This window comes from Psychrobacter sp. DAB_AL43B, from assembly GCF_900168255.1.
Classification (GTDB): Bacteria; Pseudomonadota; Gammaproteobacteria; order Pseudomonadales; family Moraxellaceae; genus Psychrobacter.
The window spans coordinates 1887179-1911537 of the sequence record NZ_LT799838.1 but is presented as its reverse complement, the minus strand read 5'-3'; the positions used below and the strand labels follow the sequence as shown (position 1 = coordinate 1911537).

The following is a 24359-nucleotide window of genomic DNA, read 5'->3' as shown; positions in this document are numbered from 1 at the left end:
CGTGCCGGTGATATAATCATTTGCGCATTAAATTTGTACATGAAAAAATTTGCACCTGAAAAATAGACACCCAGTGTCAGCATGCAATTTTGATTAAAGTATCCCCTTAACACTCAACAAAAAAGTTAGACGTCAGTGCTAGCATAAGGACTATTAGATGAATATGGCAACACAGGAAGGCAAGCTTTGGATGAATGGCACGATGATTGAACAGCCGGATGCCAAAGTTCATGTGCTTACACATAGCTTACATTACGGTATGGCAGTATTTGAAGGCGTACGTGCTTACCAAACGGCTGACAATCGTACGGCAATTTTTCGCCTAAAAGAACATACCGAGCGTCTGTTGGGCTCAGCGAAAATTTTTCAGATGGATGTGCCTTTCGATGCCGCAACGCTTGAGCAAGCGCACAAAGACGTGGTTAAGCAAAACAACTTCGCAGAAGCTTATATTCGTCCACTTATTTGGGTGGGTGCAGAAAAACTGGGGCTGTCGTCACGCGACAATAGTATTAATGCCATGGTTGCCGCTTGGCATTGGGGCGCGTATCTTGGTGAAGAGGGTATCAAAAACGGCATTCGTGTCAAAACCTCTTCATTTACCCATCACATGACCAATGTAACCATGTGTAAAGCAAAGGCATCAAGCAATTATCCAGTGTCCATCATGGCCAACCAAGAAGTGACCCGTAATGGCTATGACGAAGCTATCTTGATGGACCCACAAGGCTATGTCTGCCAAGGTGCTGGCGAAAACTTATTCTTAGTAAAAGATGGCGTGCTGCATACGCCTGACTTAGCAGGCGGCGCACTTGACGGTATTACTCGCCGCAGCATCATTCAGTTTGCGGATGATTTGGGCATTAAAGTCGTTGAGCGTCGCATTACTCGTGATGAGTTTTATTTGGCGGATGAAATATTTATGACCGGCACGGCTGCTGAAGTGACGCCTATTCGTGAATACGATGATCGTACTATTGGCAACGGTGGACGTGGACCCTTGACTGAGAAATTGCAAACCTTGTACTTTGATGTGGTGCACGGTCGCAATGAGCAGTATATGGATTGGTTAAGCTTTATTGATTGATTTTTGAAACGTTAAAATTTATTTTATAAAAAAGCTAAGACTTTAAATAGTCTTAGCTTTTTTTCTATCTAAAATAAGAGTCGCTATCATTAAGAATTTATTTAACTGCTATCATATCTGACCACCGCAATAATCTAATTTGATATTTATGCAATAAATCTTCAAACTCAGTACTTATTAACCATTCATACTCAAGCTCTCGAGCTGCTTTGATTTCATCTTGCCAGTCATTGCTACCATTGTCAGGTACAGCAGGGTGACACATAATTAGAGTAGGCAATAAGTTGGCAGATGATATAGGTAGCGCCGTATCTAGAGTTAGCAGCCCTGATGATAAATCAGCGCTAGGCGGCGCACTCTGTAACCATTGCTCCCACAAGGTAGCTAGTTGCTGGCTATCAGCATCAAAACCATATACACCACCAAATCTATCATTGGTTGGAATACGATTATGCTCACATGATTTGCGCCAAGCGTAACCGCCCAAGCCATATATTATCCAAGACTTTAGATCGTTAACCAATGGCGTCGTAACGCGTGCGCTAAGCATGCCTTTTGATATCTCAACACTATAGCGGTTGCTCAGCTCGTTGATTAAACATTGACGAATAACAGGAAATTGGTGAATATGCTGATGCCCGTCAATAAATACGGGCGCACGTCCAAAGCGATCTTCAAAAGCATCCAATTGTTGCTTAATCACCTTAGTTACTTGCATAGGATTAAAACGGCGTAGGTAGCAGGCGATTATAATTGATTTTAATGAACCACGTAGAGCAGAGGGGAATATTCCTGTAAAATCCAAATGCAAGCCGACATCGACATTGAGTTTTTTTAATTGATTTATATCGCTATCCGTAATTGTGCCGCCTACCATATAACTACTGGCACCAATGCGCCCAAGCTCAGTAAGGTGGATGACCGCATCATTTACCGCCCCAGACAGCCCTAGGTCATCAACATTAATAATAACGGCACGTGCCTCATTAGACAGCTGAGAAGCTGAGAAGCTGAGTTTTGAGAGTTAGGATTACTCATGATTTAAATGCCCAGAACTTACCTAATGCAAAGGTCATAATTGTAACGACGCCAGTCACGATTAACCAAATCAAAATATAGTATCGTTCACCGAACCAACTTAGACCTAAAACAAATAAAGCTTGGTTGGCTATGAAACCTGCTGCTGAGCTGCTAAACCATTTTACTAATGCAGATAAGTATTTATTGCTATTTTTCTTACCATTATGGTGTTGGGGGTTCTCAGTTGAGTGATCTGCTTGCTTGAAAGTGAGATAGAAGTGTCCAAAAAAACTTACTACAAAAGCGATTAAGAAAGCACCCACGTTTGCCCACGCTGGTGTGATTGTTGTGAAATTGACGATGCTCACGAGTACTAAGAAATGTACCAGAGCCGCAATCGCAAGCTCTGTATTTAATAGGCGAGTAGTCATCAAATCTGTAACCACATCAACGGAGTGAGCGCAGCTGCCATCATCGACAATAATAATCTCACAATTTGCTATTGTTGTTTCACTGTTTTGTTCTGTCGACGATGTATCTATTACAGGAGCGCGTAGTGTCTTCGTAAATGCAAAGACTTCTGGTAAAAAAGCCTGTAAAGCACCAGCATCATTATACGCGGGTATGATAATAGATAAATAAGGGCGAGATTGTGACAGATGATGTGACATAAAAAATTCAATTATTTTATTCAATATAAATGATCGTTAAATAGCCATTTATAGACAATGCATTATTTGGAATGCTGGAAGCAGCGGCTTGGAACATAAGCCATCCAGTTTATTAATAATGGCTTCTCTACCTTGTCGTCACGCCAATCAACCTGCCATTGACCTTGTTGCTTGACTAGAACATTACCATTGCTATGATTACTGCTTAGTTCATCGGCCGTAATGACATTGACCTTGTTAAGTAAAGGCAGCACGATATCTTCTTTACTCTCTCGCCATATCACTAACGTACCATTCTCTTGAAGACGCTCGATAGTCATCCAAGGCGAATGACTGGCAGGTCCTGATATCATTTGTGATGGAAAGCCGCTATTCATCGCTACCAAAGACCCAAGCCATTGATCGCGCGATAACGACTTTTGTGATTGGTGTGCTATTAAACGTTTACGATTGAATATAAGCATCACTATTAATAGTATATGAGCGACAAGCTGGGCGGTAATAAACCCTATCTAACTAAAGTAGCGCTTGATGTCATAAGTTCCTGCGGCATCATTTTGCGAGCGTCCATTAGCATAACTGAGCGGTAGCCAATCATGCGTTATTAACCAATATAAATGTGGTGCAAAGATTGCGAGCATCATAAAAGCCGCTATCCACAGTTTCAGCACACTGCCGAGTAAGGCAGTTTCTTGGGACCAAACCTTTTTACCCAATTGATAAACCAAAAATAACGTGAGTAGCACATACAATTGGCTAAGCAAGTAAGGGTCTATATGCCCAAACATCTGATAAAAACTGTATAATATCCATGACGATAGTGGGGGGTGTTTATAATACCCCCATTGCCATTCGCTGCCTCAACTGATACCTTCACTCACATCCAAAGTTACGCTACTAGAAATAAATGCAGGCAATATACTCCAAGCTATAAAATACAAGCATAGAAATACAAAAAATGGTCGCCATTTTTTTATGATATTTTGTGGTTTAATAGAAGCAGGTATGGATAAGCTCTTAAATATATTAGAGTTATTGTATTATAAGGTTGTTTATATATCATTCCTATTAAATGATTCATGCGCATTGTAGATAATTATAGGTATAATTGCGAAAATATATGCGTAATATGATTATTAATTTGAAAGGTAAAAATTAGATGTGTAGTAAAAAGTTAACATGCATGTATTAATGTTGATATAACAATATAGTTCAAACTGGTATAGGTTTTTTTATGAAAATAGTAGTTACTGGCGGCGCAGGTTTTATTGGTTCTGCTGTTATTCGCCATATTATCCATCATACTGATCACGAAGTATTAAATATTGATAAGTTAACCTATGCTGGTAATTTAGAATCACTCAAAGAAATTGATCAAAGTCCGAGATATGAGTTTCAACAGATTGATATCTGTGACAAAGAGGCGCTAGAGCAAGCATTTCACAGTTTTCAGCCTAATCTTGTCATGCACCTCGCTGCCGAATCACATGTAGATCGTTCCATTGATGGACCAGCTGAATTTATTAATACCAATATTGTAGGTACTTATCACCTATTAGAAGTAGCACGTCAATATTGGCAAAGGCTTGATGATATAGATAAAAAGCAATTTAAGTTTCATCATATCTCTACCGATGAAGTATATGGGGATCTAGAAGGAACGACTGATTTATTTACTGAAACTACTTCTTATGCGCCAAGCTCACCTTATTCAGCTTCTAAAGCAAGTTCTGACCATCTAGTACGGGCTTGGCATCGTACCTATGGCTTCCCTATCTTAGTTACCAATTGCTCAAATAATTATGGTCCTTACCATTTTCCTGAAAAGCTTATTCCGCTAGTCATCTTAAATGCATTGGAAGGAAAGCCTCTACCTATCTATGGCAAAGGCAATCAAATACGTGATTGGTTGTATGTCGAAGATCATGCGCGTGCTCTATATAAAGTGGTCACTGAAGGAGAAGTTGGTGAAACTTATAATATCGGTGGCCATAACGAGAAGCAAAATATTGAAGTAGTCAAAACAATCTGCCAAATATTGGATGAATTGCAACCTCGCGCCGATGGTATTCAATACGAGTCATTAATTACCTTTGTAAAAGACCGCCCAGGGCACGACTTGCGCTATGCAATCGATGCGAGCAAGATTGCTAATGAGTTAAATTGGACACCGACAGAGACGTTTGATAGTGGTATCAGAAAAACAGTGGAATGGTATTTGAATAATATGGAATGGTGTAGTCGCGTCCAAGATGGCAGCTACCAACGTGAAAGACTAGGAGCAGGTGAATAAATGAACACAAAAGGTATTATTTTAGCAGGCGGTTCAGGCACGCGTCTTTACCCCATTACTAAAGGTGTCTCTAAGCAGCTGCTACCTATCTACGATAAACCGATGATTTATTATCCGTTATCTGTATTGATGCTCGCAGGTATCCGTGAAGTGCTTATCATTAGTACACCCGATGATATAGAAGGGTTTAAACGCTTACTTGGTGACGGTAGTGAGCTTGGTATCAATATCAGTTATGCCGTTCAGCCTAGTCCAGATGGTTTGGCTCAAGCGTTTATTATTGGTGAAGCATTCATTGGTGATAGTAACGTCTGCTTGGTGCTGGGTGATAATATTTTTTATGGTCAAGGATTTACGCCATTACTCCGTCAAGCGGTCAATCGCCAAAAAGGCGCAACCGTCTTTGGTTATCAAGTGAAAGATCCAGAGCGTTTCGGCGTGGTGGCATTTGATGAAGATAAACGTGCGATTTCAATAGAAGAGAAACCTAATAAACCTAAATCTCATTATGCGGTAACGGGCTTATATTTTTATGATAACGATGTTATAGAGATCGCTAAAAAGGTAAAACCTTCTGAGCGAGGTGAAGTTGAGATTACCACCGTTAATCAGATGTATATGGAACGTGGTGATCTAAATGTGGAGCTACTGGGTCGTGGTTTCGCTTGGCTAGATACCGGTACACATGAGAGCTTATTAGAAGCAGCGCAGTTTGTAGAGACGATAGAGAAGCGTCAAGGCTATAAGGTGGCGTGTTTAGAAGAGATTGCTCTTAATAACGGTTGGCTAACTAAACAGCAAGTGGCTGATATTGGTCAGACTATGAGTAAGAACGCTTATGGTCAATATCTAATATCTTTAGTGGAAGAATAATAATGAGCTTAATACAATGGGCTCAATTTCCACCATTAGGCGATGATCGTGGATCTTTAGTAGCTCTAGAAGCAGGAAGCACTATACCTTTTCCAATTAAACGTGTTTATTATATTTTTGCAACTCAAAAAGATGTGGCACGTGGATTTCATGCTCATTATAACTTGAAACAAGTTGCTATTTGTATCACTGGTAAATGTCGTATGGTTCTTGACGATGGTAAAACTCGTGAAGAAGCTTGGTTAGATTCGCCCACTAAAGGTTTATTGATTGGTGATTTGGTATGGCGAGAAATGCATGATTTTAGTGACGATTGTGTGCTCTTAGTACTGGCCAGTGAGCATTATGATGAAGATGACTATATTCGTAATTATGATGAGTTTATGAATGAAGTTAATAAGCCTTTTATCCACCCATTATCTGATGTTATGTCAACCACGATAGGTCAAAAAACTAGAGTCTGGCAATATAGCGTGATTCTTCCAAAAGCTGTGATTGGAGAAAGTTGCAACATTTGCGCACATACCTTGATTGAAAACGATGTTGTAATCGGAAATAACGTGACAGTTAAATCAGGCGTCTATGTATGGGATGGCATTACTTTAAAAGATAATGTATTTATCGGTCCTTGTGTCACTTTTACGAATGATAAGAAACCTCGCTCAAAGCAATACCCAGATGAGTTTCCAAAAACTGTTGTAGAAGAAGGAGCAACTATTGGAGCCAATGCTACTCTTTTACCCGGTATTACGATTGGAAAAAATGCATTAGTGGGTGCTGGAGCAGTGGTCACTAAAAATGTTCCAGAAAACGCAATTATGGTAGGCAACCCTGCCGTTATTAAAGGGTATGTATAAATGATTCCATTTCTTGATCTAAAAGCAATTAATGCCCAATATCGTGATGAGCTTGTAGAGGCTTGTACTCGTGTTATTGACTCAGGTTGGTATATCGGCGGCAATGAGCTTGAACAATTTGAGCAGCAATTTGCCAGTTACTGCGGGACAGAGTTTGCCATAGGTGTTGCGAACGGTTTGGATGCGCTTATTCTTACCCTTCGTGCTTGGAAAGAGTTAGGTAAGCTAAAAGATGGTGATGAAGTTATCGTACCGTCTAATACTTATATAGCCAGCATATTAGCGATTAGTGCTAATAACTTAACGCCTATTTTAGTTGAACCATGTGAAAACAGCTTCAATATTGATCCCAAAGAAATTGAAACGGCTATAACGAGTAGAACAAAAGCCATACTTCCAGTGCACTTATATGGGCAATTAGCTGATATGCCAACTATTATGAACATTGCTAAACGTCATAATTTATTAGTGCTAGAAGACTCGGCACAAGCCCATGGCGCCTCTATTGATGGTAAGAGAGCAGGGAGCTTGGGTGATGCCTCAGGTTTTAGTTTTTATCCCGGTAAAAATCTTGGTGCATTAGGTGATGCTGGCGCAATTACTACGAGTAATGAAGAGTTGGCTAATACATTGCGTGCGTTACGTAATTATGGCTCACATGAAAAATATAAAAACTTATTTCAAGGCGTTAATAGTCGTTTGGATGAAATCCAAGCCGCGATGCTCAGTGTGAAACTGAATCATTTAGATGATGAAATTGCTCATCGTCGTAAAGTAGCGAATGCTTATCTTGAAGGTATTAACAATAAAGCAATCACCTTGCCTATTATGGAAAATGATAGTGCGCACGTTTGGCATGTCTTTGTGATCCGCTGTGAGCAACGTGATGCGCTACAAAAGTACTTAGCTGAGAATGGGGTTCAGACACTTATTCATTATCCCGTTCCTCCACATAAACAACAAGCGTATGAAGAATGGAATGAGCTAAGTTATCCTATTTCTGAAAAGATACATGCAGAGGTGTTGAGTTTGCCTATTGGTCCTACGTTGACACTAGAGGAAATGAAAATAGTAATAGAGCTGTGTAATAATTTCAAATTAAAATAAATTTTTCAAGAAAGTTTTAAATTAGAGTTTAGGAGAGGCTAGTGTTAGAGGATTTGGAGCGAGCTAGAAAGTCTGTTTCTAATCGCATAAAAGTTATTAGGTTTAAGCTAAGGCATAAACGACTAAAAAAGTTATCTCTTGAAAATTTGTCTAATTATATTTTATTAGAGAAAAATACAACAGAATGCGCTTCCGTCAGCCCAAAATATAATGATCAAGACCAGTGTAAATTAAATTATCCCATTATAGACATCAAGCTTTATAAATTAAATAATGTGTTTTGTAATATAAATAGCGCTAGTTTCGCAACTGAAGATATAGAAAATATTTATATAGAGGAGTTTCCTTATATTAATTGTGAGCAAGCTAACTACAAATCAGGATTTCTAATTAAGCATGACAGCCATTTTGCTTATGTTAAAAATATAAAAAAAGATAAAGTAAAGAGAGTTAGAAGTGCATTTTTTTTAGGTGGAAATGGATCCTTTAATTTTTATCATTGGATGATTGAAATCATACCAAAATTATTATACTTGAATAATAAGCTTCTAATAGATAATGATATTGATACGATTATAGTAGATAGATCTGTTAAAGATTCTCCTAACTATAAATGGTTATTAGACAAATGTATGAGCCATTTGAGTAATATCAATATTAACTACGTAGCCTCTGATGAAGTTTTTTATGTTGAAAACCTCTTTTTTTTAAACACATTTAATCAGACCGTTTTTAATTTAAATATTATCAAAAATCACTATGATATCCATACAATCTATAATTCAAATAGCTTAAAAAAACTACGTTCAAGACTACTTGAGTGTACTGAAGAAAGTAAAGTCCCTTATTATAGTAAAGTTTTTCTTTTGCGAGACGATAACACAGTTAGTAAATATAATAGAAGAAGCTACAATCAAGATGAGGTTTTTAGTTTCTTTAAACAAAAAGGTTTTATAGGTATATATCCTGATAAGCTCTCATTAAGTGAGCAAGTTAATTTATTTAAAAGTGCTGATTTTATAGTAGGACCATCAGGAGCTTCGTGGTCAAATCTTATTTTTTCTAAAAATATGACTATAGCTATTAGCTGGCTACCTATGCAATATAAGTTTTTTGACACTTACTCTACTTTAGCTTATCTTAATGGAGTTGACATGCGTTTTCTTGACTATAAAACGGTGGATGAATATGCACATGGTCCTTATAATATTAATGTAAATGATATTGCTAATATTTATTATGAAATGATTGCAAAATAGACGAGTATATGTGGATATTCTTACGAATATGTTTATTAACAAGTTTTAATTTTTAGGTAGAATACATGCAGATTAAAGAGCCTTTAGTATCGGTAGTTATACCTTGCTATAATCATGAAGATTTTGTACAGCATTCAGTTCAAAGTGTTATAGATCAAACATATAAAAATATAGAACTAATTATTATCGATGATGGCTCTAAAGATGGTTCAGTTGCAAAAATTGAGGAAATGGTTGCGCTTTGTGAGCAGCGCTTTGTAAGGTTTCAGGTTAGGTCTAGACCTAATAAAGGTCTTAGTACAACACTTAACGAGGCTATTGAATGGTGTGAAGGTAAGTATGTTGCCTTACTAGCATCAGACGATATTATCTTGGAGCATAAAACTCAAGTACAGGTTGATTTTTTGGAAAAGAATCAAGTAATCACGGCGGTTTGTGGGGGTGTGGAATTAATAGATCAATATAATAATTTAATAAAAGTTAAATTAAAACCGGAAAAAACTTATAGTTTTGAAGAAATTATCATGCATAGGTTTGAGCTTCCGGCAGCTACTCAAATGATAAGAAGAGATGCTCTTATAGAGGTTAATGGCTTTAATCCTGATATTGTTTTAGAAGACTGGTACATGTGGCTCAAGCTTAGCCAAATTGGAAAAATTCACTATATGAATCAAGTACTTGCCTTATATAGGCAGCACGATACCAACTTTTCAAAGAACTCAGAAAAAATGTGGCAAGGTAGAATAGAGGTGTTAGACTGCTTTAGAGACTCTAAACACTACCCAAAAGCTATAAAAAGAGTGAGATGGCTGAATGCAAGAGCTGCTTATATGAATAGCAAAAATGACAAAGCAAAATTTCTTTGGGAATTGTTTAAAGAGAGACCTTTTAAGACTTTAAATATGATAGCTATCAATGAACCTTTGAAAAAGCTCAAGAATAGAAGTTGATGCTCACTCATACCAAATGAAGACTTGCCAAAGCTTTGAACAGTTTAAATACTCGAAAACTGATAGAGCTTTTTATTTTTTTCTCAACTTTTCTAACATTACGATCATTAATTCCTTTAATTATAGATCTAAAAGGTATAATGAGCTTCTCACCAATACCATCAACCAATACGAACTCTGGACGTCCTTGACGATGTTCAGTATACATGATGCCGCCAATATTCACTTCACCAAAAACTACATGGTACTTACAGCATTCATCAAAGAAAATATTAAGAGCCTCTTTTTACTTTGTACTAAACTCGCCATTAATGATGAGGTCTTCTAGGGTAAGTGAGTTTGCATTTGGGCTAATTGTTTTTTTTCAGTGACCAATCCTAAGCCGTTCAACTAAAACCATGCTATTTAGCCTTTATAACTGACATCAATTTATATTTAATCTGGCTTATCTTTATTTACTTAAAAAATACTTCTTTAGCAAAGAGAGATTCCTTTGTTTGTAAGATGAGTCGTTTCGTCTCTCTTTTTACTTTAGACAAACCTCTTTTCTTATCTAACTTCATACGATTCCTACGCTCACATTCTAGTGAACTAGGTAGAGAAAATACGTTCTGACGTTCTTTAAGAATCATTTCTTGTACACATAGCGCAGGTATCATCTGATACACAGGTTCAGTTTTTCTATTGATAAAGATATCAAATATAATCTCATCAATTGGTTGAAGCTTATGAGTTAAAATATAATCTAAAAATAATTTTGCGCCATCCATAGAAATAATATAACCAGCTGCACCTAAGTTTTTTCCTTTGAGTTTTGAAATCTGACGTTTATTTGATAATATATTATATCTAGTAGTAGACATCAAAACTTTTTTTGAAAAAGCTTCTATCTTTATAATGTTCCAATAAGGCTTTATCCATTCAGAGCTATTCAATAAGCCTTCGGCATCTTCACCTAAGTAGATATCATCTTCGAAAATAGTTACGTAATGAATGTTTTGATCAATAGTCTTTTTCCATATTGCAACATGGCTCATCATACAAGCGAGCTCTCCTGGTGTCAGGCTAGCATCGTCTATGTTTAAACCTAAGTTTTTAGCATAATCTTTAGCACTGTCTGGCGTTAAAGCATCAAAAAACTCGAAACTGACATTATGCTCATCAAACTCATTATTAATATGTTTTCTGCGCTCTGAAGCAGACTTTAAGCTGATGACAAAGTTTTTCATAATTTGGATAACTCAGGTTTAGTTAGTGGTAAGTAAGTTTTTAATAGCTGAAGCCTTATCTTGCAACATTCTTTTTTGTTTTTTTGGCTTATAGCTTAAATCTCTATTTTCTTTGTTTTTACGTTTTATATTTTGCGTAGCCTCTGTTCCCAATATATCGCTATCTAACCCCAAGGGTTTAATCAAAGCGGGCCAAATACCGACGCCTTTTCCATTACCACTTAGCCATCTTTGGAAAAAAATATCGACCGGCATGGTAATAGTTTTACCCACAGCAACAAATGCTTCAGCACCTGCTCTTGACCAAATCAAACCTAAGCCCCGAATAGGAAAGTAATAAGCATGCCATAAGCTATGATCATCAAACATAGTAATATTCTTTGCAAGCTTTTTCTTTTTAGCGGCAATATTGATTAGATACCAGTCGAGCTCTGGATTAGTAGCAAGATAATCTAGCGTTTCATCCATGATAGCTTTAAAGCTAGCAGTCATTTCCATATCGTCTTCTAATACCACCAAAAAATCAGCATCAGTCTGTAAAAACTTTTTTGCACATTGGTAATGACTCAAGTAACAACCAATTTCAGAGCTTAATAAGCTACGACCTAGGTTTTTTCTAGCTTGAGTTTCGTCGTAATCCTCAAAGCTAGATAGGTTCTTTCCACGCCCATCATATGCTGATACTCTCTCGAATGGCCACTCGATTTGATTGAGCTGTTTGGTTGCACTCTCTAGCCGCTGATGGCTACCTTCTAAATTAATTAAATAAGTAATGGTTTTCATATTTTAGATCTTTTAGATAGATGTAAAGTGTGTATTGATAATTGTTTTTCAATATCTATTGTTTAGCACTTAGCAATAAAGAAGATGGCAGATGTGATGAGAATTTCTTAGTCATTGCATTTAGAACTTGCTCAAAAGAGCTGATACTAAGCTGATCCATACTTTGAATGCAACCATAATTTATAGATTTATTGTCCAAATCTGCAATGAATTTTTCAACACTACTATCATTTTTTAGATAGTTTAGATTGAGGTCCGCTTTTAAAGTAGCCTCACCGGCTTTTATTTTTAGATGATTCATTAAAGATATAGGATCAAATTGTGAGATATCTCTAAATCTATACTTGATTTGATTGTTTAAATAATCACGATGTTCTAAAAGATAGCTTGTTAGAGTAGCTTTATCAACAATATGCGGGTAGTGGTGAATTTCATAAAACTTGTTGCCACTATATACCTCAGCACCTAACATTTGCGATACAGTATATTTTGGTTGTAAGGCAGTATTAAAAGCTTTATTCATTAGTTTACGATATTTTAGTTTGGCTTTTAATGGCGCGCTTTTTCTCCAGTGACCACGAATGATGATATTATGATCAGAATCTAAAAAGTCTGTAATACTAGCAGGCTGATTAAAGAAAAAGTCATCGTTTAAGGCAATAAAATAATCCGATAGTCCTGGAATATTCCATAACATCGTTTCAATAGTGAGGCTATTAAAAGTCGGTAGTAATTGCTCATAACCAACAAAGATATCTTTGTGGTCGATTACCTTTATTTTATCTGCGGGGCAAATGCTTTGACTGACAAATTCATCTATAAATGCAGGCTGCTGTTGATCAGTGATAATATATATATGGCGACAAAATGGCACATATTTTAGGATCGACGCGACGTTATAGTATATTTCATCATTGCTTGCGAAACGAGTAGGGCTAATAGCACCTGAGGCGATGCTTTCTTGTTTTAAATAAAACTCTCTTTTTAGCTTGAGTGCTGGGTCGTTACCATCTACCCATGTGATAACTAAATCTATTTGCTGTTTATCATTTTGCTGCATGATTGTTCCTGCTGATAGCGTTAAATAAAAACAAATACGCGAGGGTTGCTAGTAAAGTTTTCTAACGTGTTAATGTTAATGCAGGAGAGACTAGCATACCAAGCAAGAGCGCTGCAATATTAAGCGATTGGTTTATCAGCAGCACATACTTTTTGAGAGCTAATTATAACAAGATATGCATCACAAATACGAAAGATACCTTACTATGACGTCTACAAATCGACCTATTATATTACTGATATTAAAAGCATTGGAAGGGCGGGGCGCTGAACGTATGGTCACGACATTGGCACGTGCTTATATTGAGATGAGCTATCATGTTCATGTTCTGTGCTTAGAAAAGTCGCAGGACATGCGACTAGACTCTCGCATTCAGTATCATATTGTACCTTATAATCAGCCGCTATTTGAGACAGAGTCTGAGCAAGCCGATGTTTATAAAAAGGTTGCTGAGCGCATAGATTTCTATGTCCTAAAGAACATAGGAACACCTGATTTAGTTTTGGCTAACATCTACAAAGTCAACTGGATCATGGCGTATAGTCAACTACCAAACATTGTCAATGTATTACATACCGCATTGTCCAAACAGTTTCAAGAGAAGCTGGAAATTATGCCTGATCAAATCATGGCTCATTTAAAAATGGTCTATGGTGCACATCCTTGCAGTTGTGTCAGCGAAGGTGCACGCCAAGACTTATTAGCATTAATAGGCAACTTGAATAGAACGACAACGATTTATAATCCGTGCAATGTTAATGAGATTCAAAAAGCCGCTGATCAACCGTTAGCTATCGAGCAGTTTGGCTTGATTGATAAAATGTATATTATTCATGTAGCATCATTCGATACGATGAAAGGTCATCGAGAGTTATTAGAAGCCTATGCCAAAACAGCGAAAAAATTACCTTTGGTATTGGTGGGGAAAGGACGACTTCAAGCTGAAATGAAACAGTTGGCTATCGAGCTGGGTATTGATGATTGTGTTCATTTTTTAGGGTTTCAAACCAATCCCTATCCGTTTATTGCCGCAGCAGCGTTGCTAGTAATGACTTCTAAGTTTGAAGGTTTTGGCTATGTGATCGTCGAGGCGCAAGCATTCAATGTGCCTGTCATCAGTACGGATTGTCCCTTTGGCCCAAGAGAGCTACTGCCAAAGAAAAACTTAGTGCCTGTCGGCGATATCAACGCATTAGCAGCACTGATGAATCAGGCAATAGATAATTTGAATCACTATAAAGTCCCATTGAATCAGCAGCTATTGCCAAGTCATATAGCCAAGCAGTATTTAGATTTTGCTGAAAGAGTAAAAAATGATATTAATTAAAGTCGAACAGCGATTGAGAAATAGGAGAGTGATTAACAATGTTCACGCCAAGCTGCTGATAGGTTTTAGCCAATAAGTTGAACGATGGCACAATGGCATTGCTGATAACATTGTTAAGCACGGTCGGCGCGCTACGCTCTTTATCTTCGTAAAAACGTGGCTCATTGCTATTTAACAGATCAAGACCATATAAATGGATGGCGCCAGCACCACGTGAATAAGCCAACTGTGTAGCAACATAAGTAACGGTTCCTGCTTCTACAAAACCGTGAGTCATGTCTAAAGACAGTCCAATAGATGCTGGCTGATGATGGCTATCGATAACAAATTGAGGGTTCTGAGCAAATGCTGATAGTGGTGTTTTTCTATTGAGCGCTTGGAGTTGTAAGTCTTTTTTTAGCAGCAAACGACTAAATTCTGAATCATTTGCTTTAACGCCCCAAGGTCTATCGACAGGATAAATAATACGTATCTGATGATGGTGGTTTTCTATTATCTGAGGATGAGCAATGGCTAATGCTTCTAGTACCGCCAAAGTGGCATATAACGGCTGACCGGTATAATACTTTTCTAAGATATCGTACTGATGCAAAATAAAGCGGGCATCGCTAATGACATAACCGACGATATTGGTAAAGTGGTGCTGAGCGGTGAGACTGATGCTACCATTAATAAAAATAGTTGCAGTGGCTAATAAATCGGTAAAATCTACGTCAACAATAGACGGACCTGAAGCAATAATATTGACGGCTTGCTTATTTAAGTTTTGTTGAGTATCTGCTGCATTAAAGGCATGAATAGATACGATTTGATTGTTAATGTTAAACTCAACGATAGGAGGTAATGCCAAGTTCAACTCCAGATATTTTCGATGTCTATTATTTTCGACGCCTGTATTGGTATTTATATCCAATACGCCTTTAGCCAAGGACTCGCTTTCACGTGACGATACCATTTACCGCCGCCGCCATTAATGGCATCGGGTGGATTAATCTCACCATGAAAGATAACAATTTTTGCGCCATCAGGTAGAGTAGGCGCGCGTACGAAGTTAAAAGGAATGGGCGCGATACACTGGTATTTAAAGCTGACACACCAGTCTTTATTCCAATATTCAAGATGGTGATGCTCACGTAAATAGTTAGATAAGTATGCTTGTTCATGACGAACTTGCTGCCGAATCGTATCAAAGTTGCGCTCAAAATTTGCAAGCAAATCAGGATAAGTACCCATACCGATATGAAAGCGATATACCGAGCTATTACCAATCATACGCCACGGTTTTTTCCAGTCACGGATAATCACTACGCTGTCTTTGTGCTCAGCTTCATAAGTAAAAAAGCTATCGATATTATCAACGATCACGATATCAATATCTAAAAATAACGCGACGCCTTTGAGGTCATATAATTCTGGCTTAAAAGTAGTGAGCTTTTTCCAGCCACGCTCAGGTCCAGCAGGTAAATTAAGCTCAGGTATCGGATGACAAATAACAGCAGGGTCAATACCAGTGCTGTCATCGGTTAAGCAGACCATCTGGAAGTCTAAGGTCAGATGACGACGAACCATATTATAGAGGCGGTTGACATATTCAGCACCATATTTATCACCCCATTTCATACAAATGATATAACGCTGTTCAGAATTTTTGCTGTCTGTTAGCGTTTGATTGGTTAATGAATTTTGATTTACGTCAGTTGCCATAGTGCACTCATATTTATATAAATAAGGGACTAGCTATTAAAGGTTTAATAAAGAGTATAAAAGTCAGCTAATACCAGTAGTCAGAGCAGTCAGTAGCATGCGAATCTCACTGTGTCGATGTTATTTATTATCGACTCTAGCGTGATAGGTACGAATAAATTCTGCTAAATCAGCGTCATCAACATTATAGGGATTATCTATCATAGGGATATGCTTAAAGCGTCGATAGCCCCACATATAATGACTGTAATTGTCTTCAATCATACGTTGCATTGCTAGATTGAGCGCATAAGCCGCCGTTTCAGTATTTCGATCATATAATGCTGGGTCATCGAGTTTATAGCAATAAATATCAAAGCCACCTCCGTCATCACGGCGAATACATGCCAATCCGACCAGTGCGCACTTAGTTTTACTAGCAAGTTTAGAGGCAAGGGTACTGGTTAACGTCTCAACACCGAAAAAGGGCACGATGACACCGCCCGATGGATCAGGAACGTGGTCGGGTAAGACAATACTAAAGCCACCTTGTTTGAGTGTTTTAAATACTGCCTTTACCCCGCTACCATCCGTCGGTACTAACGTCGCATTGAGGCGGGCACGACCTTGTAATATGAAATCGTTGGTAATGTCACCTTTTACGGGTTTATACATGATGGTTGGCGAGCCAAATTGATTGAGCCAAGCATTCATCATCTCCCACGTACCTAGATGCGGTACGATCGCGAGCATGCCGTTAGAGCTGGCAAGTCCGTCAAGTAAAATGTCTTTATTATGGACGTCACGAATTTGCGCGATACTCCATTTAGGTGGCATCGCCCAGCTTTTGATCGACTCAATACTGGTCAAGCATTGATGATAGATAATCTCTTTGATTAACGCTTGTTTTTGCAGATCAGATAACGCAGGCGCAATCAGCGCTATGTTGATTTTAACAGTGCGCATGATACTAGCGCTTGGCATCCTTAAAATTACCCAAGCAGCAAAACGTGCCAGGATCTGCAAAACAGACAGTGGCACGATTTTGAAAATATGATACGGATTCATGACCATTCACATAGAAATAAATCACGTAACAGGCAATGTAAAAAATATCTGCGCATTATCAGACCATTTATTCAGCAGGTTTGTTGGTGTCAGCTTGCACCTTTTCACGCACACGAATACCAAGCTCACGTAGCTGCTTGCTATCTACTTCCGCAGGTGCTTGAGTTAGTGGACACTCAGCAGTTTTGGTTTTTGGGAAAGCGATGACATCACGAATGGAGTCCGCGCCTACCATCAACATAATTAGGCGATCTAAACCAAAAGCCAAGCCACCATGCGGCGGCGCACCGAATTTTAGCGCATCGAGTAAGAAACCGAACTTGTCTTCAGCCTCTTGCGCGCCGATACCTAAAGCCTCAAGTACCGCTTGCTGCATATCAAAAGTGTTGATACGTAAGCTACCACCGCCGACTTCTGTGCCATTTAAGACCATATCGTAAGCAATAGATAGCGCAGTTTCTGGGCTGTCTTTTAGCTCTTGTACGGTTCCTTTAGGCTTAGTGAACGGATGATGCATTGACGTCCATTTTCCATCGTCAGTCTCTTCAAACATCGGGAAATCAGTCACCCAAAGCGGTGCCCACTGACAAGTGGTCATTTCTAAGTCTAGACCGATTTTCTGACGTAACGCACCGATTGCATCATTCACCACACTGGCTTTATCCGCACCAAAGAAGATGATATCGCCATCTTCTGCAGCAGTACGTTCGACTAAACTAACCAATACATCATCCGTCATATTTTTAATGATCGGAGACTGTAGACCAGACTCTTTGTCCACGCCGTTGTTGATTTTACTAGCGTCATTGATTTTAATATAAGCCAAACCGCGCGCGCCATAGATACCAACGAACTTGGTATAAGCATCGATTTGTTTACGGCTTAATGAGGCGCCACCAGGTATGCGTAGGGCAGCGACGCGACCTTTAGGATCGTTAGCAGGACCGGCAAATACTTTAAAATCAACGTCTTTCATTAAGTCGGCAACGTCGATCAATTTAAGCGGAATACGTAAGTCAGGCTTATCTGACGCATAGTCACGCATCGCTTCTGCATAAGTCATACGTGGGAATTGCTCAAACTCAACGTCCATCATGGTCTTAAAGACATGCTTGATAAGACCTTCGTTGATATTCATGATTTCTTCTTCATTTAAGAAAGAAGTCTCGATATCTACTTGGGTAAATTCAGGCTGACGATCAGCACGTAAATCTTCATCACGGAAGCATTTGGCAATTTGATAATAGCGGTCAAAACCTGCCACCATCAATAATTGTTTAAATAGCTGCGGTGACTGCGGTAAGGCAAAAAAGTTACCCGGACGTGTACGCGAAGGAACAAGATAATCACGCGCGCCTTCTGGCGTTGCACGAGTTAATATAGGCGTTTCAACGTCTAAGAAGCCATGGTCATCTAGATAACGACGAATCGCTGAGGTAGCTTTAGCGCGGAATACCATGCGATCTTGCATTTGCGGACGACGCATATCAAGATAGCGATATTTTAGACGCAAGTCTTCTGATACCGTGGTTTTCTCATCATTTAATGGGAATGGCGGCGTTTCAGACTTTGCCAACACTTCAATTTCTTTAGCCAATAGCTCAATATGCCCACTGGTCATATTATTGTTTTCAGTACCTTCATAACGGCGACGTACGCGACCCGTAATTTTTAGCACGTATTCAGGACGTACCGCATCAGCAGTAGCGAACGCTTCTGGGGTATCAGGATCGACGACTACCTGCAAGATACCAGCGCGGTCACGCATGTCTAAGAAAATCACGCCACCGTGATCGCGACGACGATGTACCCAGCCTACGACACTAATGGTTTGCTCTATTAAGCTTTCGGTTACGGCTCCGCAATATTCGTCTCGGTATTCGCTATGCGTCATAGTGCTTTGCGTCATAATATAGTTATCCAGTTGTCAGCCCAATTCGAAATACAATCATGCAGCCATCGTTGCGCGATTCAAGCTATCCGCTAAAAAGCACAAACAACGCGATTAAGACAAATAGTCATCACGTTGGCTACAGAAAATTTAGTGTAAAGGCATATTATGCCTAATATGCCTTTGTTATACAACCGATTCAGCCCAATCAAAGCTCAGCAAGGATAGGTATATGGCGTATTTATGCTGTAACAATTGCATTAAGTTAAATATTGTTCTTTTGCTTGAAAATATCAGCTAGCGTGCACATATCAGCCTAACTTATAAAATCATACTAAAATTATCTTAATCATTGAAGGAATCATATTCATGCTTTTTTATCCCTCTAAAAACCCCGTTGAGTTAAGAGTTATACATCTAAATAAGAATCAAGAGCAACGCCGTGAAGACTTGATGGAAGCAACCCAAGGTAAAGCTGCCCTCAAGCAATTCAAAAAAACGATGGCTAAGAAAGCAAAACAAGTGCTAAAAACCAAAAACAAGAAGAAAAATACCGATAATAAGCAACAAGTCTTTGTACTCGATTTTGATGGCGATATTAAAGCAACTGCTGTCAAACATCTACGTGAAGAAATTAGCACGCTTATTAGTACGGCGAATAAAGGCGATGAAGTCGTCGTGCGCTTAGAATCAGGCGGTGGGTTAGTACATGGTTATGGACTAGCAGCAGCACAATTGGCTCGCCTAAAAGATGCCGGTTTTAAACTAACAGTATGCGTCGATAAAGTTGCAGCTAGTGGCGGTTATATGATGGCTTGCGTAGCGGACAATATCGTAGCTGCACCATTTGCCATTATTGGTTCTATCGGTGTGGTGTCACAATTGCCTAATTTCCATAAATGGCTCAAAAATCATGATGTAGATTATGAGATGTTTACGGCTGGTGATTATAAACGTACGGTGACTATGTTTGGTGAAAATGACGACGAAGATCGTGCCAAATATCAAGAAGAGTTAGAGCAAACGCACGAGTTATTTAAGCACTTTGTTAATCGTTATCGCGGTATGCTTGATGTAGATAAAGTTGCGACGGGCGAGCATTGGTATGGCGAAGATGCGCTGCATTTAAACCTAGTCGATAAATTACAGACATCAGACAGTTATCTGTTAGAGCGTATGGAAAACAACGACGTCTATGCACTGCATTCACGCCAAAAGCCAACACTAGCAGAAAAATTAGGGTTGTCACAAGCCGCAGAAGCAACGTTAAATATGGCAGTTGAGAAACTACCCGATGCTTTGATGCGCTTTGATTTCAATAGCCGTTTAAATATTTTAAAGTAGCTTTCTAGATGAGCTTTTAGAGGGTAATGCTGTAGTGATTTGACTCTAATCCAAGCATTGTTTGTATTTTGTAAAAGGCGTGTCCCAGCGGGTCGCGCCTTTTTGCTGTTTATTAATAATCCCTATGTTATAAATATAGGATACCAATGAGAGTATACGTACGTACACTATAAAATTTTAATTAAGCTTTTTATAAAAGCTTGATTAAGACAATCAACAAGGAAAGGGATGTCATCTATGTCTACAAACACCTTAATGTTTACCGCAACAGAACATGGCCAAGCCATGCATGCCAAAGTCAAAGCGTTTATTGAGACGCAAATTGAACCAATAGAAGCGCAATTTTGGCAAGATTGTCATGAGCAAAATCCTGATGGTAATTGGAAAAATTGGCAGTGGCCAGCAAAGTACGAAAGCTTGCGCAAACAAGCACGCGAAGCAGGTCTATGGAATTTATTCTTACCTGATGATGAATTGGGCGCAGGGCTTTCGGTTACGGATTATGCACCGATTGCAGAATTGACGGGTCGCAGTTTGCTAGCACCTTATGTATTTAACTGTAATGCGCCTGATAGTGGCAACATGGAACTGCTATGGCGTTATGGCTCGCAAGAGCAGCAAGACAAATGGTTAACGCCTATATTAGAAGGTAAGACGCGCTCTGTATTTTGTATGACTGAGCCTGATGTGGCATCAAGTGATGCGACCAATATGCAAGCGACGGCTGTGGTGAAAGGCGATGAGATTATCATCAATGGTAGTAAATGGTGGTCATCTGGTCTCGGTGATCCTGCGGTTGATGTATTGATTGTTATGGCTTACACCCCTGATGAAAGTAAAGACCGTCATCATCAACATTCTATGGTGTTAGTGCCGGCAAAAACAGCGGGTGTAAACATCGAGCGTATGCTTAAAGTATTTGGCGACTATGATGCACCGCATGGTCATGGCGAAGTCAGCTTCAATGAGGTACGCGTGCCAGTCAGTCACTTTATTGGTGGACCAGGTATGGGCTTTGAGATTGCGCAAGGTCGCCTAGGGCCAGGTCGTATTCATCACTGTATGCGTTGTATTGGTGCCGCAGAAAAGTCGCTAGAGTTGGCGATTAAACGCGGTATGGAACGTACTGCTTTTGGTAAGCCATTGCTACAATTGGGCGGTAACTTTGAACGTATCGCTGATGCGCGCATTAAAATTGACCAAGCGCGTCTATTAACGCTATATGCGGCGCAAAAGATGGACGCTCAAGGAACGAAAGCGGCACTCACTGAAATCTCTGCCATTAAAGTCGTCGCGCCAACAGTCTTACAAGATGTGGTCGATATGGCAATCCAGATTCATGGTGGCATGGGCGTTTGCCAAGACACGATGTTGCCAAGTTTCTTTGCTCAAGCACGTGCGCTACGCTTAGCCGATGGTCCTGATGAAGTACATAAAACTATGATTGCTAAGTTAGAGTTAAAGCGTCAGGGTTTTAGCCGTCCGTCAAAACCTACTAAAGCCTAATTTAGCTGGTAATAAGCGTATGTAAATTGGTTTTAATTACCATTTTCTTGACGTAATCTTTAATTGAAATTCACTATTAAACCATTAATAGTGAATTTTCACCCCTATACTCATTGATAATAATAACTGACCACACGATAAGGAATATCTTATGGCAACTGTTAATCCTGCCAAAAATACTGCTACCGATAAACAAACACCTAATAAAGTATTAGATAAAGGTGGCGCTGTTCGTGATGGCGAAGAGCTTGATGTCAAAGCCGTAAGCACATGGCTGTGCGAACAAGGTGTCGACATCCAAGGCGAACCTACCGTTACTCAATTTTCAGGCGGCGCCTCAAACTGGACTTATCGTTTGCAATATGATGGTGAAGGGAAAAACCAAGACTTAATCTTGCGTCGTCCACCAAAAGGCACCAAAGCCAAATCTGCGCATGATATGGTACGAGAGTACACCGTTCAAAAAGCCTTAAAAGACGCTTATCCTTATGTACCAAAAATGGTCGCACTATGTACTGATGAAGACGTTATCGGTGCTGATTTTTATGTTATGGAGCGCATGGAAGGCATCATTCCTCGTGCCAATTTACCAAAAGGTATTGATTTGGATCCAGAGCAAACGCGTGCGTTATGTACCAATGTCATCGATGCTTTGGTTGAATTACATCAAGTAGATTATAAAAACCATCCTGAATTGGTGACCCTTGGTCGCGGTGATGGCTACTGTGAGCGCCAAGTAAGTGGCTGGGATAAGCGCTATGTCAAAGCCAAGACGCCTAACGTACCAAGCTTTGCACTGGTAAGACAATGGCTTGGTAAGCACACGCCTGCTGATAGCAAAACCTGCATTATTCATAATGATTGGCGTTTTGACAATGTGATTTTGGATGCAGCAGATCCAACCAAAGTCATCGGCGTTCTTGATTGGGAAATGGCGACACTGGGTGATCCTTTGATGGATTTGGGTAGCGCCTTGGCTTACTGGATTGAAGCAGATGATAATATCATTATGCAGCAGTCACGCCGTCAGCCTACGCATTTAAAAGGCATGATGACACGTGATGAAGCGGTGGCCTATTATCTTGAACAGACAGGATTAAAGATAGATAACTGGACTTTTTATGAAGTATTTGGTTTATTTCGTCTAGCGGGTATCGTCCAGCAAATTTACTATCGCTACTATCATAAACAAACGACCAATCCTGCGTTTAAGAACTTTTGGATTATCGTGCATGTACTACATGCCAAGTGTCTTAAACTGATTGCTCAGTATGAAGGCGAGGTGCTATTTACCAGCCATGTACAGCCGCATCTGCAAGATATGGGTGTCGATGCTGCCACGATTGAGCAGTTACCAAGTCCTGTACAAGCCGTTATTAAAGGCATTTTGCCAAAAAGCTATTTTGTACAAACTGCTCATAAAGCTGAAAAATGAGTATTTAAAGGAAAATTCAAAAAGTATTATTAATGAAGTGACAATAAAGCAATAATAAGGCAATATTTTATGACAACCATACTTTTAGCACGTCATGGTCAAGCGTCATTTGGACAAGAAAATTACGATCAGCTCTCAGAGCTTGGTGGGGTACAGGCACAAATGCTAGGTCAACATTATGCTACGACCCAGCGCCGAATTGATGCTATTTTTACCGGTAGCTTAGTCAGGCAACAAGATTCTGCACGGCATTTTTGGGAGCGTTATCAGTCATCTGTTGGTACGGATAGTGATATATCCAGCAAGCCAGCAATCAATATGAGTGCGCCAGATAGCTATGTACTGCCACAATTTGACGAGTTTAATCATAAAGATGTATTCATAAAATCCGATCCTGATTTTATGAGTAAAGGTGCCATTGCGCTTGAGATTGCTAAGTCAGAGATGCCAGTCACGCGCCTAGCTGAGCTTTTTGATGCCGCGATGCAGCGCTGGCATGGTGGCGACAATGATCATGACTATATCGAAAGCTGGTCACAATTTAATGAACGTGCAAAGCAAGCACTTGAGCAAGTACGCATCCAAGTGGCAAACCTAAATTTAGATCGTGATAGTACGGTTCTGGTGTTTACTTCAGGCGGTGTAATTGCAGCAATTACTGCGCAATTATTACAACAGGGCAGCCAAACCGCTTATCAGCTGAATAAAAGCTTGGTCAATACAGGTGTGACGTCTATTACTTTAAAAGAGCAGAATGCACGTTTATTGTCTTTAAATGAATACAGTCATTTATTTGCTGAGGGCAAACGCTTTGTGACATGGCGATAAGCTAGTAAGCGGTTTTAATGGTAAAGCTTTTTTAATAAGGTATAGTTGATGCATTTTAAAAGTATAATAATTTATGGTGAATTAATGA

General features: G+C 39.3%; 23 protein-coding genes and 1 pseudogene. 12 read left to right on the top strand and 12 right to left on the bottom strand.

What is annotated here, in order from left to right:
* Positions 1–157: 157 nt before the first annotated feature.
* A complete protein-coding gene (locus DABAL43B_RS08285) occupies positions 158–1087 on the top strand; it encodes a branched-chain amino acid transaminase (protein WP_079691922.1) in 930 nt (309 codons plus the stop codon).
* A gap of 97 nt (positions 1088–1184) precedes the next feature.
* Here DABAL43B_RS08285 and DABAL43B_RS08280 read toward each other — a convergent pair whose 3' ends face one another.
* From DABAL43B_RS08280 to DABAL43B_RS08265, 4 genes and pseudogenes are all read right to left on the bottom strand, one after another.
* Positions 1185–2054 carry a ChbG/HpnK family deacetylase gene (locus DABAL43B_RS08280; RefSeq protein WP_227516784.1) on the bottom strand — a complete coding sequence of 290 codons (870 nt, stop codon included), beginning with the start codon at positions 2052–2054 and terminating at the stop codon, positions 1185–1187.
* Between the two features lie 67 nt (positions 2055–2121).
* Entirely contained in the window at positions 2122–2778 is a 657-nt protein-coding gene (locus DABAL43B_RS08275; protein WP_079691920.1) for a GtrA family protein, read from the bottom strand.
* A gap of 62 nt (positions 2779–2840) precedes the next feature.
* Positions 2841–3242: a hypothetical protein gene (locus DABAL43B_RS08270; protein WP_145952525.1), complete on the bottom strand. Its 402-nt coding sequence runs from the start codon at positions 3240–3242 to the stop codon at positions 2841–2843.
* A 48-nt stretch (positions 3243–3290) separates the two neighbouring features.
* Positions 3291–3599: pseudogene (locus DABAL43B_RS08265) on the bottom strand (hypothetical protein); the annotation flags it as partial.
* A gap of 413 nt (positions 3600–4012) precedes the next feature.
* Here DABAL43B_RS08265 and rfbB point away from each other — a divergent pair.
* From rfbB to DABAL43B_RS08235, 6 genes are all read left to right on the top strand, one after another.
* Positions 4013–5071 (top strand): dTDP-glucose 4,6-dehydratase, encoded by a 1059-nt coding sequence (gene rfbB / locus DABAL43B_RS08260; RefSeq protein WP_079691917.1) that lies wholly within the window; start codon positions 4013–4015, stop codon positions 5069–5071.
* Positions 5072–5944, top strand: coding sequence for a glucose-1-phosphate thymidylyltransferase RfbA (gene rfbA / locus DABAL43B_RS08255; RefSeq protein WP_079691916.1), 873 nt, complete (start codon positions 5072–5074; stop codon positions 5942–5944). It abuts the gene before it with no gap.
* Positions 5945–5946: 2 nt separating this feature from the next.
* On the top strand, positions 5947–6801 hold the full coding sequence (locus DABAL43B_RS08250; RefSeq protein WP_079691915.1) for a WxcM-like domain-containing protein: 855 nt from the start codon (positions 5947–5949) through the stop codon (positions 6799–6801).
* Positions 6802–7908, top strand: a complete 1107-nt coding sequence (locus tag DABAL43B_RS08245) for a DegT/DnrJ/EryC1/StrS family aminotransferase (RefSeq protein ID WP_079691914.1) — start codon at positions 6802–6804, stop codon at positions 7906–7908.
* Positions 7909–7949: 41 nt separating this feature from the next.
* Complete coding sequence (locus DABAL43B_RS08240; RefSeq protein ID WP_079691913.1) at positions 7950–9167, top strand: glycosyltransferase family 61 protein; 1218 nt, start codon at positions 7950–7952, stop codon at positions 9165–9167.
* A 65-nt stretch (positions 9168–9232) separates the two neighbouring features.
* A complete protein-coding gene (locus tag DABAL43B_RS08235) occupies positions 9233–10117 on the top strand; it encodes a glycosyltransferase family 2 protein (RefSeq protein ID WP_079691912.1) in 885 nt (294 codons plus the stop codon).
* Between the two features lie 7 nt (positions 10118–10124).
* Here DABAL43B_RS08235 and DABAL43B_RS08230 read toward each other — a convergent pair whose 3' ends face one another.
* The 4 genes from DABAL43B_RS08230 to DABAL43B_RS08215 all read right to left on the bottom strand — a co-directional run bounded on the left by DABAL43B_RS08230 (position 10125) and on the right by DABAL43B_RS08215 (position 13189).
* Positions 10125–10343: a PhoP regulatory network YrbL family protein gene (locus DABAL43B_RS08230; protein ID WP_264753812.1), complete on the bottom strand. Its 219-nt coding sequence runs from the start codon at positions 10341–10343 to the stop codon at positions 10125–10127.
* A 229-nt stretch (positions 10344–10572) separates the two neighbouring features.
* Entirely contained in the window at positions 10573–11346 is a 774-nt protein-coding gene (locus DABAL43B_RS08225) for a glycosyltransferase family 25 protein (RefSeq protein ID WP_079691911.1), read from the bottom strand.
* An 18-nt stretch (positions 11347–11364) separates the two neighbouring features.
* Positions 11365–12129, bottom strand: coding sequence for a glycosyltransferase family 25 protein (locus DABAL43B_RS08220; RefSeq protein WP_079691910.1), 765 nt, complete (start codon positions 12127–12129; stop codon positions 11365–11367).
* Positions 12130–12184: 55 nt separating this feature from the next.
* Positions 12185–13189, bottom strand: coding sequence for a Stealth CR1 domain-containing protein (locus tag DABAL43B_RS08215; protein ID WP_079691909.1), 1005 nt, complete (start codon positions 13187–13189; stop codon positions 12185–12187).
* Positions 13190–13394: 205 nt separating this feature from the next.
* Between DABAL43B_RS08215 and DABAL43B_RS08210 the strand changes: the two genes are divergently transcribed.
* Positions 13395–14516, top strand: coding sequence for a glycosyltransferase (locus DABAL43B_RS08210; protein ID WP_079691908.1), 1122 nt, complete (start codon positions 13395–13397; stop codon positions 14514–14516).
* Here DABAL43B_RS08210 and DABAL43B_RS08205 read toward each other — a convergent pair.
* The 4 genes from DABAL43B_RS08205 to aspS form a co-directional block, all read right to left on the bottom strand.
* Positions 14509–15471 (bottom strand): hypothetical protein, encoded by a 963-nt coding sequence (locus DABAL43B_RS08205; RefSeq protein WP_227516662.1) that lies wholly within the window; start codon positions 15469–15471, stop codon positions 14509–14511. The genes DABAL43B_RS08210 and DABAL43B_RS08205 overlap by 8 nt on opposite strands.
* Entirely contained in the window at positions 15420–16220 is an 801-nt protein-coding gene (locus DABAL43B_RS08200; protein WP_079691907.1) for a glycosyltransferase, read from the bottom strand. The genes DABAL43B_RS08205 and DABAL43B_RS08200 overlap by 52 nt, the downstream gene beginning before the upstream one ends.
* Before the next feature lie 120 nt (positions 16221–16340).
* The gene (locus DABAL43B_RS08195) at positions 16341–17267 is read right to left on the bottom strand and encodes a lysophospholipid acyltransferase family protein (protein ID WP_079691906.1); all 927 of its coding nucleotides are present in this window, start codon (positions 17265–17267) and stop codon (positions 16341–16343) included.
* A gap of 67 nt (positions 17268–17334) precedes the next feature.
* The gene (gene aspS / locus DABAL43B_RS08190) at positions 17335–19161 is read right to left on the bottom strand and encodes an aspartate--tRNA ligase (protein ID WP_079693079.1); all 1827 of its coding nucleotides are present in this window, start codon (positions 19159–19161) and stop codon (positions 17335–17337) included.
* A 366-nt stretch (positions 19162–19527) separates the two neighbouring features.
* On the opposite strand from aspS, the gene sohB reads away from it, so the two are divergent.
* The 4 genes from sohB (at position 19528) to DABAL43B_RS08170 (ending at position 24271) form a co-directional block, all read left to right on the top strand.
* Positions 19528–20502 (top strand): protease SohB, encoded by a 975-nt coding sequence (gene sohB / locus DABAL43B_RS08185; protein ID WP_079691905.1) that lies wholly within the window; start codon positions 19528–19530, stop codon positions 20500–20502.
* Positions 20503–20757: 255 nt separating this feature from the next.
* Positions 20758–22008 carry an acyl-CoA dehydrogenase family protein gene (locus DABAL43B_RS08180; protein ID WP_079693078.1) on the top strand — a complete coding sequence of 417 codons (1251 nt, stop codon included), beginning with the start codon at positions 20758–20760 and terminating at the stop codon, positions 22006–22008.
* Positions 22009–22159: 151 nt separating this feature from the next.
* Positions 22160–23443 carry a phosphotransferase family protein gene (locus DABAL43B_RS08175; RefSeq protein WP_079691904.1) on the top strand — a complete coding sequence of 428 codons (1284 nt, stop codon included), beginning with the start codon at positions 22160–22162 and terminating at the stop codon, positions 23441–23443.
* Positions 23444–23512: 69 nt separating this feature from the next.
* Complete coding sequence (locus DABAL43B_RS08170) at positions 23513–24271, top strand: histidine phosphatase family protein (RefSeq protein WP_079691903.1); 759 nt, start codon at positions 23513–23515, stop codon at positions 24269–24271.
* Positions 24272–24359: the final 88 nt, after the last annotated feature.